The sequence below is a fragment of the Streptomyces sp. genome, assembly GCF_036566765.1.
Classification (GTDB): domain Bacteria; phylum Actinomycetota; class Actinomycetes; order Streptomycetales; family Streptomycetaceae; genus Streptomyces.
Window position 1 is genome coordinate 1 of the sequence record NZ_DATCVQ010000525.1, and the last position, 13283, is coordinate 13283.

Sequence of the window (13283 nt, forward strand, 5' to 3'; positions counted from 1 at the left end):
GCCCTCCAGGCCCTGGCCCGCACCGGCCCGGTCCGTGCCTCGGCAGCCGCGGCCCGCCCGCACGGGGCCGAGGACTGGGCCGCGGAGCGCCGCTGGCCGAGCGACGCGGCCCATGCCCTGTGCATCCCGCTGCGCAGCCGCGGCCGCACCCTCGGCATCGCCACCTTCCTCCGCTCCTCCGCCCGCCCCGCCTTCGAACGCCCGGACGCCGTCTACGCGGAGACGGTGACGACGCGGGTGGCGGCGTCGCTGGACCTGGCGGAGGCGATGAGCGGGGCAGGCAGTACGGGTGCGCCCGCGGCCCCGCCGGAGCCGCGGTCCGCGCCGTGACGGCGGGTACGGGGCCGTGACGCCCCCTTCGCCACGGCCCCGTGCCCAAACCGCCCCCTAAACCGCCCCCAGCGCCAACGTCGGTGACAACCGCGACGCCCGCACCGCCGGGTACAGCCCCGCCACCGTGCCGATCGCCAGCGTCGCGGCGAAGCCGCCCGTCACGGCCCATGGCGGGATCACCCACGGCAGCCCGCCCGACGCCGCGTACGCGCCCGTCGCCGCCGCCCCGAGCGCCACGCCCGCCAGGCCGCCGAGGCCCGAGAGCATCAGGGACTCGGTGACGAACTGGATCCGGATCTGGCCCCTCGTCGCGCCCAGGGAGCGGCGGAGGCCGATCTCGTGGCGGCGTTCCAGGACCGAGATGATCATGGTGTTGGCGACGCCGACCCCGCCCACGAGCAGCGCGATCCCGCCGAGGCCGAGGAGCAGCGTGGAGAACGCGCCCTCCGTCGCCGCCTTCGCCTTGAGCGCCGACGACGGGTCGCCGACCGACACGTTCTGCGGGTTCTGCGGGTCGATCGTCGGGGCGAGGAGCCGCTGGACGTCCCCTACGGTCGCGTCCGTGGACCGCTCGTACACCGCCGTCGGATGCCCGTCGAAGCCCAGCAGCCGCTGCGCCCCGTCCCAGCCCACCAGCGCCGCGCGCTCGATCTCGGGCGCGAGCGGCAGCGGGTCGAGGACGCCGATGACGGTGAAGTACCGGTCGTCGATCCACACCTGCTGCCCGGGCCGGGTGATGCCGAGCCGCTCGGCCGCGACATGGCCCAACACCACTGACGGATAGCGGCTGTTCGCGGCGTTCAGCCACCCGCCGGACGCCGTCCCGCCGCGCAGGACGTCGAGCAGCGACTCCGTGGCCGCCTTCACCGCGATCCCGCCGGTCTCGCCCTCCGGGATCTTCTCGGAGCGGCGCACCGAGCGCGCGAGGTCGCCCGTCGCGCCGGCCTTCTCGACGCCCTCGATCCGGCCCACCATGCTCACCGCGTCCTTGGGCAGCTTGACCTCCTGCCCGCTGAACATCCCCTCGCCCGGCTTCGCGACCAGCATGTTCGTGCCGAGCGCGTCGAGCTGCCGGAGCAACTGGGCCTGGCTGGAGGCCGAGACGCCCACGACCGCGATCATCGTCGCGATGCCGATGGCGATCCCGAGCGCGGACAGCACCACCCGTACCGGCCTGCTGCGCAGCCCCGCCGAACCGACGTGGAGCACGTCACGCGGGCCGAGCCGGGCCGCCTTCAACCCGCGACTGCGCGTACGGGACATCACGCCGCCACCTTTCCGCGCGCCGTGTCCGCCACCACGCGGCCGTCGCGGATCCGGACCTGCCTCGGCAGCCGCGCCGCGATCTCGGTGTCGTGCGTGATGACCGCGATCGTCGCCCCCTCCGCGTTCAGCTGGTGCAGCAGTTCCATGACCGCCTCCCCGGACGCCGAGTCCAGCGCGCCCGTCGGTTCGTCGGCCAGCAGCAGATCGGGCTGCCCGACGACCGCGCGGGCGATGGCGACCCGCTGCTTCTGCCCGCCGGACAGCTCGTGCGGCCGGTGCGTCGTACGGTCGGCGAGCCCGACCCGGGCCAGCGCCTCGGCGGCCAGCTTCCGCCGCCGGGCGCGGGGCAGCCCGGAGTACAGCAGCCCCTCGGCGACGTTCTCCAACGCGCCGACGCCCGGCACCAGATGGAACGCCTGGAACACGAAGCCGATGTGCCGGGCGCGCAGCGCGGAGAGCCGGCGGTCGGTGAGCGAGGCGACGTCGTGGCCGGCGATCCGTACCGTCCCGGCGGTGGGCCGGTCCAGGGTGCCGACGATGTGCAGCAGCGTCGACTTCCCGGAGCCGGAGGGGCCGACGATGCCGAGCAACTCCCCTTCGCCGACGGTGAGATCGACGCCGTCGAGGGCCCGGACCCCACCCGCGTACTCCTTGGCGACGCCCTGCAGCTCGACGACGGCGTTCGGGGCGGGCGCGGCCGTGGCGATGGCGCTCGTACTGTTCACGCGGACGGCACCCCGACCTTCGTGCCCTCGCGCAGCCCCTCGCCGCTGATCTCCACCCGGCCCTGCCCGAACATGCCGAGCTCCACCTGCACGTCCCGTGCCGTGCCGCCCTCGACGACCTGGACGCCGAAGCCGCCGCCCGGCAGCGCGAGGAGCGCGTTGACGGGGACGGACAGGACGTTCTTCCGCGTCTCACCGGCGAGTTCGACGGTGACCGGGGACTGGTCGATGCCGCCGACCTTCCCCGGCTCGTCGAAGGAGACCGTGATGTCGATCTTCGGGGTCTTGTCCTGCGGGTTCTCCGCGTCGCCCGCCGACGCCGTCCGCCCGACGCTCGACACCTTCCCGGACGCCTCGGAGCCGTCCGGCAGCCGGACCTTCACCCGGGTGCCGGCCTTCGCCGTCTCCGCCTCCGAGACCGGGATCTTGAAGCGGACGACGCGTTCCGAGCCGGTCACGGTGAGCACCGGCGCGCCGGGCGCGACCTGGTCGCCGACTGCGGCGGCGGCCTCCTTGACCCGTACCGCGCTGCCGGCGAAGGCGATCCGGTCCGGGCCGACCGTGCCGGTCTGCTTCAGGTCGTGGGACTTCTGCCAGCGCTTGACGGCAGCGGCCGTCTTCGCCGTGTACTCCTCGTCGACGTCGAAGCCGGTGAAGCCGAGGGCGGCCAGGTTCTCCTCCAGCTGCCGTACGTCCTTGCCCTCGTCGCCCGTCTTGAGCGTCCGGTACATGGGCTCGGCCCCGTACATCAGCCGGACCGGCTCGCCGTCGACCTCGTACAGGCGCTCGTCCCGCTCGACGACCGAGCCGCCGGGGGCGATCCAGGTGAGGGTGCCGGGCGGGCCGGCCTTGATCTTCCGCTCGCCGAGATGGCCGAGGACGCCGTCCTGCTGCGAGCTGTTGCCGAGGTCGCCGCGGGTGATCGGGGCGGTGGCGGACGGCAGCCCCCGGGAGCCGGCGTCGGCCTGCGGCTTCTCGGGGGCGGACGACAGGGCGGTGACGGCCGCCCCCGCGCCCGCGACCACGACGATCGCCGTCAGGGCGACGACGAGCCGGCGCCTGCTCATCGCGCGCGGGCTCATCGGGTCACGCCCTCGCACGCCTTGTTCGCCTTGTCGAACTTCTCCTTCTCGGCGCCCTGGGGGATCGGCATGGCCTGCGTCCCGCCGCCCTCGAACTTCGGGTCCGGCATGTTGAACCCGTTCTCGCGCATGCACTTCGCGTACGCCAGGGCCTTGTCCTTGTCCGCCTGGCTCGGCGCCGCGCCCATGCCCGCGCCGCCCTTGCCCCGGCAGGCCTTGAACGCCTTCTCCATCTTCTCCTTCGACATGCCGTCGCCGCCGATGGTGAGCCCGACGCCCTTCTCGCCCGGCTTGGGCTCGGGTACGTCGAGGCCCTGCTCGCGCAGGCACTTGCGGTGCTCGAAGGCCTGGTCGGCCTTCTTGCCCTCCTCGCTCACGCTCTTGTCCGTGCCGGGCTTGTCGGGCTTCTCGGCCGAGCAGCCGGTGGCCAGGAGGGAGAGGGCGGCGGCCAGCGAGGTGACCGCGGCGAGTGAGATGTTCCGTCGAGTCGTCTGTCGAGTCGTCATGGCGGGAGCGTGCCGCGAAGGGATGTTTCGCTTCTCTCAGCGGATGGGTTAACAACGGCGAAAGGTCCCCTTCGGATACACAGGGGCCATGCGCGTACTGGTGGTGGAGGACGAGGCGTTTCTCGCCGAGATGATCGCCGACGGACTGCGCCGCGACGCGCTCGCCGTGGACATCGCGGCCGACGGCCTGGAAGCCCTGCGGAAACTGCAGCTCGGGGAGTACGACGTGCTCGTCCTGGACCGCGACCTGCCCGGGATGCACGGCGACGAGGTCTGCCGCCGCGTGGTCGAGCAGCGGCTGCTGACCCGCGTGCTGATGCTGACGGCGGCGGGGACGGTACGGGACCGGGTCGAGGGCCTCGGCCTCGGCGCCGACGACTACCTGGCCAAGCCCTTCGCGTACGACGAGCTGCTCGCCCGGGTCCTGGCACTCGGCCGGCGCGCCCGGCCCGCGCTGCCCCCGGTCCTGGAGCGGGCCGGGATCGTCCTGGACACCGCGCGCCGCCAGGCCGCCCGCGACGGTCGCCATCTGCACCTGTCGCGCAAGGAGTTCGCGGTCCTGGAGGCGCTGCTGCGGGCGGAGGGCGCGGTGGTCAGCGGCGAGGACCTGATCGAGCAGGTCTGGGAGGAGCACACCAGCTACCGCACGAACGCGGTCCGGGTGACCCTCAGCAAGCTCCGCGCGAAGCTGGGCGAACCGCCGGTGGTGGAGACGGTGCCGGGGGCGGGGTACCGGATCGGGTCGGGCGCTCGGCCGGGAGGCGAGTGATGGCGAGCGTACGGAACCGGCCGGGAGGCGAGTGACCATGGGTGAACGGACCCGGCTGACCCTTCTGTACGGCGGGCTGCTCGTCCTCGCGGGCGCGCTCCTGACCGGTGTCGTGTACGCGTTGGTCCAGGAGGGCCTGTACTCCTCCATCAGCATGGCCATCACCACGGCCACGCCCGCCCGGCGGCTCGCGGACCTGCCGTCCGCGTTCCCGACGGCCTTCCCGAGCGCGCAGCCCGCGAGCCCCGGCCCGGTTCCGCCCGGAACCCTGCCCGCCGAGACTCTCGCGATCACCCGTACGGTCAGCGACGCCGCCGAGTCCGCCGCCCTGGAGCGGCTCCTGACGGTCTCGGTGACCGTCCTCGCCGTGTATGCGGTCCTCTCCATCGCCCTGGCCTGGTGGATGGCCGGCCGGGTGCTCCGGCCGGTCGCGGTGATCACCGAGACGGCGCGTCGGCTGTCCGGCGAGAACCTGCACGAGAGGATCGCGCTCACCGGGCCGCCCGGCGAGCTCAAGGGGCTCGCGGACACCTTCGACGGGATGCTCGGGCGGATGGAACGGCTCGTCTCGGCCCAGCAGCGGTTCGCCGCGAATGCGGCCCACGAGCTGCGGACCCCGGTGGCCGTGCAGCGGGCGGCGGCGGAGATCGGGCTCGCGCACGACCCGTCCCCCGAGCGGGTGGCCAGGATCCGGTCGAAGCTGATCGAGGTCGCCGACGACAGCGAGCGGATCATCGAGGGGTTGCTGCTCCTGGCCGCCTCCGACCAGGGGCTGCGCGAGCGGCGCCCGGTCGCGGTGCACGAGGTCGCCCGGAAGGCGGTGGACGCGGTGGCGGGCGAGGCGGCGCGACGCGGGGTCGGCGTGTCGGTGCGGGGCGGGCCCCTGACCGTCGACGGGGACCCGGTGCTCCTGGACCGGCTGATCCACAACCTGGTCGTGAACGGCGTGCGGCACAACCTCCCGGAGGGCGGCGGGGGCCGGGTGGAGGTCCGTACCGGCCCGGACGGCGTCGAGGTGACGAACACCGGGCCGCAGGTCCCGTCCGACACGGTCCCGCTGCTCTTCGAGCCCTTCCGCCGCCTCACCGCACGCGCCCACGCGCCCGGGGAGGGCGCGGGCCTCGGCCTGTCGATCGTGGAGTCGATCGCCCGCGCCCACGGTGCGACGGCGACGGCGACGCCGAACGAGGAGGGCGGCGGCCTGACGGTGAGGGTGCGGTTCGGCTAGGGCCGCCGACGGCCTGCGGCGGCTCGGCACGGCCCAGGCAGGCCGGTCAGTGGCGGAAGAAGATCCGATCCCGGTACTCGTCCATCACGCGCCCGTTCCACTCGTGCCCGCCGTCCACGTTGCCCGAGCGCAGCAGCGGGGGCTCGATGCCGCGGGCCACCAGTTCCTCGGCCGCCGCGGCCATGGTGGCCTGCATCAGCGCGCTGGTGACGACGGTCGACGCGGGGGCGAACGGGGCCTCGATGCCCTCGTGGGTCAGTTCCGCGTCGCCGACCGCGATCTTCGAGTCGAGCACGATGTCGCAGTGGTCCTTCAGGTACGTCCCCGACACGTGCCGGGACTTCGTCTCCGTGGCGTACGCCACCGACGTCACTCCGATCACCGTGAGGCCGAGCGCCCGTGCGTTCATCGCCATCTCCACGGGCAGGGCGTTGCGGCCGGAGAGGGAGATGATGATCAGGAGGTCGCCCTCCTTGGCGGGGGAGCAGTCGAGCACCGCGCCGGCCAGTCCGTCCACCCGTTCCAGGGCGGAGCCCAGGGTGGCGGGCATGACGTCGACGCCGACGACGCCCGGCACCGCGAGCAGGTTCATCAGCGCGAAGCCGCCCGCCCGGTAGACGACGTCCTGGGCGGCGAGCGAGGAGTGCCCCGCGCCGAACGCGAAGAGCCGGCCCCCGGAGGCGACGGTCTCGGCGATCGCGGCGCCGGCCGCGGCGATCTCGTCCGCGTCCTCGTCGCGCACCTGCTGGAGCAGGCCGATCGCGGCGTCGAAGAACTGCCCGGCCAGCTTGCCGCCGCCACTGCTGTTCCCGTTGCTCCCGCGCGCGCTCTCGCCCATACCCGAAGCTCCTTCTCGTCGTGGTCGCGGATCACGGTGCGGTCTGGACCATTGCTCTGTCAATACCGCCTCTCCCCGGCTTTCTCCCGGTGAGACACGGTTGTCGGCGTCATGCGTCAGAATTGGGGCAGGGCCAGCGCACGACTCAATCGAGGGGCACGTATGTCCGGACTGATCGACACAACGGAGATGTATCTCCGCACCATCCTCGAGCTGGAGGAGGAAGGTGTGGTCCCGATGCGCGCCCGGATCGCCGAGCGGCTCGACCAGAGCGGCCCGACGGTCAGCCAGACGGTCGCCCGCATGGAGCGGGACGGCCTGGTGGCCGTGGCCAGCGACCGTCACCTGGAGCTCACCGACGAGGGCCGGCGCCTGGCCACCCGCGTGATGCGCAAGCACCGCCTGGCGGAGTGCCTGCTCGTCGACGTGATCGGCCTGGAGTGGGAGCAGGTGCACGCCGAGGCCTGCCGCTGGGAGCACGTGATGAGCGAGGCGGTGGAGCGGCGCGTGCTCGAGCTGCTGCGCCACCCCACGGAGTCGCCGTACGGCAACCCGATCCCGGGCCTGGAGGAGCTGGGCGAGAAGGCCGAGACCGAGGCGTTCCTGGACGACTCGATGGTGTCGCTGGCCGACCTGGACCCGGGCGCCGAGGGCAAGACGGTGATCGTCCGCCGCATCGGCGAGCCGATCCAGACGGACGCCCAGCTGATGTACACGCTCCGGCGGGCGGGCGTGCAGCCCGGCTCGGTGGTGAGCGTGACCGACTCGCCCGGCGGCGTGCTGGTCGGCAGCAGCGGCGAGGCGGCGGAGCTGGACGCGGAGGTCGCGTCGCACGTGTTCGTGGCGAAGCGCTAGGCAGGACCGCAGTACCGCAGCACCGCAGGACCGCAGGACCGCAGGACCGCAGGACCGCAGCACCCCTCCGGTCCCGCCGGGCGCAGTGAGCCCGGCGGGACCGGAGGTGTTCCGCCGGACAGGCCCTAGGCGCGGGCTGCCGCGCCGATGCCCACGCCGACACCGGCGAGGTACGAGCCGAGCCCCTCCGCGCCCTCGCCGCCCGCCCAGCCGACGTACCCATCCGGCCGGATCAGGAACAGACCCGAGCCGTAGGGCTCGTACGCGCCGAGGCGCACCGTCCGTACCGACTCCCCGGCCCCGACCGGCGCCTCCGCCGGGGGTTCCGTGTCGACCGCGAGCAGGGTGAAGTGCGGCCCGCGGAAGGCGTCGAAGAGCCGGCCCCCGTCGTACGGCCCGTCCGGGGCGCGATCGCCCGCGCGCAGCGCGCCGTCCGCCAGTGCCCGCCGCGTCTCCACGGCGAGCGACGAATCCCGGTACCCCAGACCCAGCTGCTGCACCTCCTCGCCGCGCTGGGTGTTCTCCCCCTCGGCGCTGTCCCGGTGGATACGCGTGCTGATGCCGAGCACGTCCGCGGCGACGGGCAGCCGTTCCGCCTCGTAGGTGTCGAGCAGCGTGGCCGGAGCCCCGTGGCGGAGGACCTGGCCGAGCTTCCAGCCCAGGTTGTACGCGTCCTGGACGCTGGTGTTGAGGCCCTGGCCGCCGGCGGGGGAGTGGACGTGGGCGGCGTCGCCCGCGAGGAAGACCCGGCCCTCGCGGAACCGGTCGGCCATGGCCGCGCGGGCCCGGAAGTCCGAGGCCCACAGCACCTCGGTGATCTCCTCCTCGGCCAGCGGGGTGCGGGCGGCGACGAGCCGGCGTACCGCCTCGGGTGAGGTGTCCACGACGGCGTCCTCGTCCTCGAACCCCGCCATGAGCTGGAAGACGTGCCCGTCGCCGGGCAGCGGGCACAGGGCGAGCGCCCCGCCCGCCGCCTTGGGCCAGATGTGCCAGTTGCCGTGGTCGACGACCGTGTCCGGGGAGAGACGGAGGTCCGCGACGAGCATCGGCCGCGGGTCGACGGTCTCGCCCGTCATGCCGATGCCGAGCGCCCGGCGGACCGTGGAGCGCCCGCCGTCGGCCGCCACGAGGTAGGCCGCGCGCACCGACCCGCCGGTGGAGAGCTCGGCCTCGACGCCGTCCTCGGACTGGCGGAGCCCGGTGAGGGCGGTGCCGAACCGGACGCCGCCGCCGAGCTCCACCAGCCGCTCGTACAGCACTTCCTGCGTGCGGGACTGCGGGATGAGCAGCGTATTGGCGTAGGGGATCTGCTCGGTCGGCTCGGCGGGCTTCATCATGTCCCACTCGTGCTGCCGCTCGGCGCCCTCCCAGGCCAGCATCCGCGGGTAGCGCGAGCCCGCCGCGTGGATCGCGGGCAGCACCCCGAGGTCGTCGAGGACCTCCTGGCTGCGCGGCTGCAGGCCCTTGCCGCGCGAGCCGGGGAAGAGCCGGTCCGACCGCTCCAGGAGCACGGTCCGCACGCCCCGGCGGGCGAGGTCGATGGCGAGGACGAGTCCGGTGGGCCCGGCTCCGACGATGACGACGTCCGTGGTCTCCATGCTGCGCCTCCACATTCCTTAACAGCGTTAAGTGCTTTTGACGGGAGGATCCCCTTAACGCCGTTAAGCTGTCAAGGGGATACGGTGACGGCGTGGCGACGAAGAAGACGGGCCGGATCGATCCCGCGCAGGTGGCGGAGGTCGCCCTCGGCCTCCTGAACGAGCGGGGGCTCGACGGGCTGACCCTGCGGGCGATCGCCAAGGAGCTGAACGTCCAGGCCCCCGCGCTCTACTGGCACTTCAAGAACAAGCAGGCGCTGCTCGACGAGATGGCGACGGTGATGTACCGGCAGATGGTCGCCGACCCCGCCGCCCGCCCCGCGGGCGAACTGGCCTGGCAGGAGCGGATCCTCGCGGTCAACCGGGGCCTGCGCGCCGGGCTGCTGCGCTATCGCGACGGCGCCAAGGTCTACAGCGGCGCCCGCTTCACCGGCACCGACTTCGCCGCCGACATGGAGCTCCAGCTCCGCTCGCTCGCCGACGCGGGCTTCTCGCTGCGCGAGGCGGTACGGGCGAGCACCACGGCGTACATGTACACGCTCGGCTTCGTCACCGAGGAGCAGGGCATGCAGTCCGTGCCCGGCGAGGCGCGCGAGGACTTCGACGTCGCGCAGCGGACCGAGCGGCTGGCGGACTACCCGCTGGCGGCGGCGGCCGGGGCGGAGCTCTTCGCCGACTACGACACCGGCTTCGAGGACGGGCTGCGCCTGATCGTCGCGGGCATCGAGGCGACGTACGCGCCCACGGGGACGGGGACGGGCTCGGCGGCGCGGCCGGCGGGGTCGGCGGGGTCGCGCGACTGATCGCGCGCGCCCATGTGTGCGCCCTCGTGTGCGTCCAACTGCGCCTCCCTGCCCGCGTCCAGAACTGGACAGCCCGGTTTACGTCGGAATGGCCACGCCCGCACCCTCGGCGTGCCACGCTGGTGGGATCGAGACCGGGGCGGTCGGGTCGGGAGGGGGCCGGAGCATGCCGGCGACGCGGCGGACGGATCGGCGGGAGACGACAGAGGGCCCCGGCGCCCATGGGCGCCGGGGCCTGTCCTCCCCTGTGCTGACCCGGAGCCCCGAGCTCCCAGGGTCATTCCCCTCGGACCGTTTTCCCCGAGCGGCCCGCCTCCCGCAGAAGATCTCCCCTCGGCGGCGGGCGTCAATCCTTGAGCGCCGTCACTCGAACGAGGGGTGTTGCGTGGCAGAACCGCATTTTCGAATACAGGTTCGATAGTCTGGCGGAGCTCGGCAGCGCTCGACAGCGCTCGACAGCGACTCGACATCGCTCGACCGGAAAGCGGAAAGAGGGGGTGCCAGGGACATGGTGCGACGCATCGACGTGACCGGAGCCGACGGCGTGCGCCTGGCTGCCTGGGAGTTCGCCGAGCCGCCCAAGGCGTACGGCGAGGAGCCCGCGGATCTCGCGCCCGCTCCCGGAGTCTTACTCCTGCACGGCCTCATGGGCCGGGCCTCGCACTGGGCGCCCACGGCCCGCTGGCTGGCCGAGCGGCACCGGGCGGTCGCGCTCGACCAGCGAGGACACGGCCGCAGCGACAAGCCCGTCGGCGGCCCCTTCACCCGCGAGGCGTACGTCGCGGACGCGGCGGCCGCGATCGAGCAGCTGGGCCTCGGCCCGGTGACGCTCGTCGGCCACTCCATGGGCGCGCTGACCGCCTGGCAGCTGGCGGCCGAACGACCGGACCTCGTACGCGCGCTGGTGATCTGCGACATGCGGGCCTCGGCGCTCGGCGCGGCCTCGCAGCGCGAGTGGGCGGACTGGTTCCGCTCCTGGCCGGTCCCGTTCGCGACGCTGGCGGACGTACGGAAGTGGTTCGGCGAGGACGACCCGTGGGTCGAGCGGCCGAACCCCGCTCGCGGCGCGTTCTTCGCCGAGGTGATGGCCGAGTCGGCGGACGGCTGGCGCCCGGTGTTCGACCCGGCCCAGATGCTCACCTCCCGCGAGACCTGGGTCCACGACGCCCACTGGGACTCCCTGGCCCAGGTGCGGTGCCCCACGCTGGTGGTCCGCGGCCTGGACGGCGAACTGGGCCGTGCGGAAGCCCAGGAGATGGTCCGGGTGCTTCCGCACGGCCAGTACGCCGAGGTCCCGGACGCCGGCCACCTCGTCCACTACGACCGCCCGGACGCGTGGCGCGCCGCGATCGAACCGTTCCTGGAGGGCGTCGCCCGGGATGCGGGGGTCAGCAACCGGGGACGTTGACACAATCGTTCGGGAGGTTGCCGGTCACCGTGGAGCGGACCAGCGAGACCGTCCCGCCGTTGTCGTAGATGCCGCCGCCGTTGATTCCCGCGGTGTTGTCGGTCACCGTGGAGCGGATCAGCGTCAGGTTGGCGCCGCCCTGGTTGAAGATGCCGCCGCCGATGTTCGGGGCGAAGTTGCCGCTCACCGTGGTGGCGGTCAGCGTCATGACGCCGGTGTTCATGATGCCGCCTCCGGCGAATCCCGAGGTGTTGTCGGTCACCGAGGAGCGGTTCATCGTGATCGTGCCGCCGTTGTTGAAGATGCCGCCGGCGGGGGCTGCGTTGCCGTTGGTGACGGTCAGCCTGTCCAGCGCCACCACGCTGTTGTTGACCAGCACGGCGGGTGAGTTGCCGGCGTTGTTGCCGTCGAGGACCGCATTCCTCCGGCCGATCACGTTCAGATCCTGGTTGATGGTGAAGGGACCGATGCAGGTCCCGATCACCCGGAGGGTGTCCCCCGGGGCAGCGGCGTTGATCGCGGGTTGCAGTGCGGCCGGGTTGGCGGTGCAGTCCACCGTGACGGTCGCGGCCGCGGCCGGGCCCGCCCCGGTCAGGCCGATCGCCCCCGCCATCACCGCGACCATCGCCATCGACACCCGTCGGCGCTGCATCACCAGGGCTGTTCGCATGAACATTCAGCTCCTCCTTGTCTGCGCGTGGACATGACCGGCCGCCCTGCCCCGCTGTGGTGCTGGGGGCAAGGCGGCGTAGAGCCACACGTGGAAAACAAGGGATGCCCGACGGGGCGGGAGAGGCGCTGGAGCGGCCCGTCGATCCCTCGAACGGCCCGGGGCGACAACCGGTATGGCCCACGGACGGCACCGAGCGGGGCACAGCTTCAGTTGGTGCGGGCGGTGATGTCGCCGTAGGCGGTGGTGGCGTGGATGTTGAGGCCGGCGGCGGCGCCGTCGGTGTTGTTGAGGGTGTTGTTGATGCGGCCGTAGGTCGTGCCGGCGTCGAGGGTGGCGGAGGCGCCATGGGCGGCGCCGATCTGGATGTCGCCCTTCTCGGTGCGCAGGGTGACGGTGCCGCGGGCGGCCTCGGCGACGTTGAGGTCGCCCGCCTGGGTGCGGATCTCGCTGTCGCCGCCGAGGCGGCCGACGTAGACGTCGCCGGCCATGAGGACCAGGCGGGCGTCGGCGGTCTCGTCGAGCTTGACCGTGCCCCGCGCGGCCTCGAAGGCGACGTCGCCGAGCCGTCCCACGCCCCGGAGTTCGCCGTCGGCCGTCTTCGCCTCGACGCGGGATCCGGCGGGCAGCTGCACGGTCACCTCGACGTATCCGGAGTTGTTGCCGAGGAGCTGGTTCTTCGGCTCCGGGGCGGTGATCCGCAGGACGCCGTCGGCGTACTCGACCGTGGTCTCCTCGGCGGCCTTCACGTCGCGGCTCTTGGAGGCGTTCGCGGGGCGGACCTCGACGGTGGTGTCGGCGCGGTCGGCGGCGATGAACTGGATACGGCCGGCGGGGATGTCCAGGACGGCGGTGACGGCGGTGGTGGTGGCGAACTTCTGCATGGTGCTTCTCCTTCTTCGTTCGGCGGGCCGTCCGTGGGCCCGCCGTTTCTGATGAACGAAAAGCTACGTTGCGTTCAGAGGGTTGGCAAGAAGTCCGTTGCGTGAAAACGCCATCAGCACAGGTGGGAGCGGCAATTTCATTGCAACGGTTTCGAGCACAACGCAACAACTCTCACTCGTCACGTTGCAATGGATTGGGGCTGAACGCTCTGCGGGGTGGGCCGGGGGTGTGGGATGCGGGTGGGGCCGCCCTCTTTCCGAGTGTGGCCCCTGGAGGTGCCGCCTCAAGGGCGCTCCTTCGTCGCGTCGCTTCGCGAT

Annotated in this window: 14 protein-coding genes; 6 read left to right on the forward strand and 8 right to left on the reverse strand. The window is 72.9% G+C overall.

All coding sequences use genetic code 11. The features are described 5' to 3' along the window. On the forward strand, positions 1-330 hold a 330-nt coding region (locus tag VIU94_RS30480), incomplete at its 5' end, for a GAF domain-containing protein (protein ID WP_524540650.1). Positions 331-387: 57 nt separating this feature from the next. On the opposite strand, the gene VIU94_RS30485 is transcribed toward VIU94_RS30480, so the two are convergent. The 4 genes from VIU94_RS30485 to VIU94_RS30500 are packed head-to-tail and all read right to left on the reverse strand — an operon-like array spanning position 388 to position 3912. Then, the gene (locus tag VIU94_RS30485) at positions 388-1596 is read right to left on the reverse strand and encodes an ABC transporter permease (protein WP_331916238.1); all 1209 of its coding nucleotides are present in this window, start codon (positions 1594-1596) and stop codon (positions 388-390) included. Further along, positions 1596-2324, reverse strand: a complete 729-nt coding sequence (locus VIU94_RS30490) for an ABC transporter ATP-binding protein (protein WP_414721039.1) — start codon at positions 2322-2324, stop codon at positions 1596-1598. Before VIU94_RS30490 ends, VIU94_RS30485 begins: the two co-directional genes overlap by 1 nt. Next, a complete protein-coding gene (locus tag VIU94_RS30495) occupies positions 2321-3391 on the reverse strand; it encodes a peptidoglycan-binding protein (RefSeq protein WP_331916240.1) in 1071 nt (356 codons plus the stop codon). The genes VIU94_RS30490 and VIU94_RS30495 overlap by 4 nt, the downstream gene beginning before the upstream one ends. 11 nt (positions 3392-3402) lie before the next feature. After that, positions 3403-3912, reverse strand: a complete 510-nt coding sequence (locus VIU94_RS30500) for a hypothetical protein (RefSeq protein WP_331916242.1) — start codon at positions 3910-3912, stop codon at positions 3403-3405. Between the two features lie 88 nt (positions 3913-4000). On the opposite strand from VIU94_RS30500, the gene VIU94_RS30505 reads away from it, so the two are divergent. Both VIU94_RS30505 and VIU94_RS30510 read left to right on the forward strand, forming a co-directional pair. Next, positions 4001-4681, forward strand: coding sequence for a response regulator transcription factor (locus tag VIU94_RS30505; protein ID WP_331916244.1), 681 nt, complete (start codon positions 4001-4003; stop codon positions 4679-4681). A gap of 37 nt (positions 4682-4718) precedes the next feature. Further along, positions 4719-5909: an ATP-binding protein gene (locus tag VIU94_RS30510; protein WP_331916246.1), complete on the forward strand. Its 1191-nt coding sequence runs from the start codon at positions 4719-4721 to the stop codon at positions 5907-5909. 46 nt (positions 5910-5955) lie between these two features. Here VIU94_RS30510 and VIU94_RS30515 read toward each other — a convergent pair whose 3' ends face one another. After that, entirely contained in the window at positions 5956-6747 is a 792-nt protein-coding gene (locus VIU94_RS30515) for an SIS domain-containing protein (protein WP_331916248.1), read from the reverse strand. Positions 6748-6909: 162 nt separating this feature from the next. Here VIU94_RS30515 and VIU94_RS30520 point away from each other — a divergent pair, with 162 nt between their 5' ends. Next, positions 6910-7602, forward strand: a complete 693-nt coding sequence (locus tag VIU94_RS30520; protein ID WP_331916250.1) for an iron-dependent transcriptional repressor DtxR — start codon at positions 6910-6912, stop codon at positions 7600-7602. Positions 7603-7727: 125 nt separating this feature from the next. On the opposite strand, the gene VIU94_RS30525 is transcribed toward VIU94_RS30520, so the two are convergent. After that, a complete protein-coding gene (locus VIU94_RS30525; protein WP_331916252.1) occupies positions 7728-9200 on the reverse strand; it encodes an FAD-dependent oxidoreductase in 1473 nt (490 codons plus the stop codon). 92 nt (positions 9201-9292) lie between these two features. On the opposite strand from VIU94_RS30525, the gene VIU94_RS30530 reads away from it, so the two are divergent. Together VIU94_RS30530 and VIU94_RS30535 are read left to right on the forward strand one after the other, a co-directional pair. Then, on the forward strand, positions 9293-10003 hold the full coding sequence (locus VIU94_RS30530; RefSeq protein WP_331916254.1) for a TetR/AcrR family transcriptional regulator C-terminal domain-containing protein: 711 nt from the start codon (positions 9293-9295) through the stop codon (positions 10001-10003). A 508-nt stretch (positions 10004-10511) separates the two neighbouring features. Then, positions 10512-11411: an alpha/beta fold hydrolase gene (locus tag VIU94_RS30535; protein ID WP_331916255.1), complete on the forward strand. Its 900-nt coding sequence runs from the start codon at positions 10512-10514 to the stop codon at positions 11409-11411. On the opposite strand, the gene VIU94_RS30540 is transcribed toward VIU94_RS30535, so the two are convergent. Both VIU94_RS30540 and VIU94_RS30545 read right to left on the reverse strand, forming a co-directional pair. After that, positions 11392-12087 (reverse strand): right-handed parallel beta-helix repeat-containing protein, encoded by a 696-nt coding sequence (locus VIU94_RS30540; protein ID WP_331916257.1) that lies wholly within the window; start codon positions 12085-12087, stop codon positions 11392-11394. The genes VIU94_RS30535 and VIU94_RS30540 overlap by 20 nt on opposite strands. A 203-nt stretch (positions 12088-12290) precedes the next feature. Then, positions 12291-12965 (reverse strand): DUF4097 family beta strand repeat-containing protein, encoded by a 675-nt coding sequence (locus VIU94_RS30545; RefSeq protein WP_331916259.1) that lies wholly within the window; start codon positions 12963-12965, stop codon positions 12291-12293. Positions 12966-13283 lie beyond the last annotated feature (318 nt).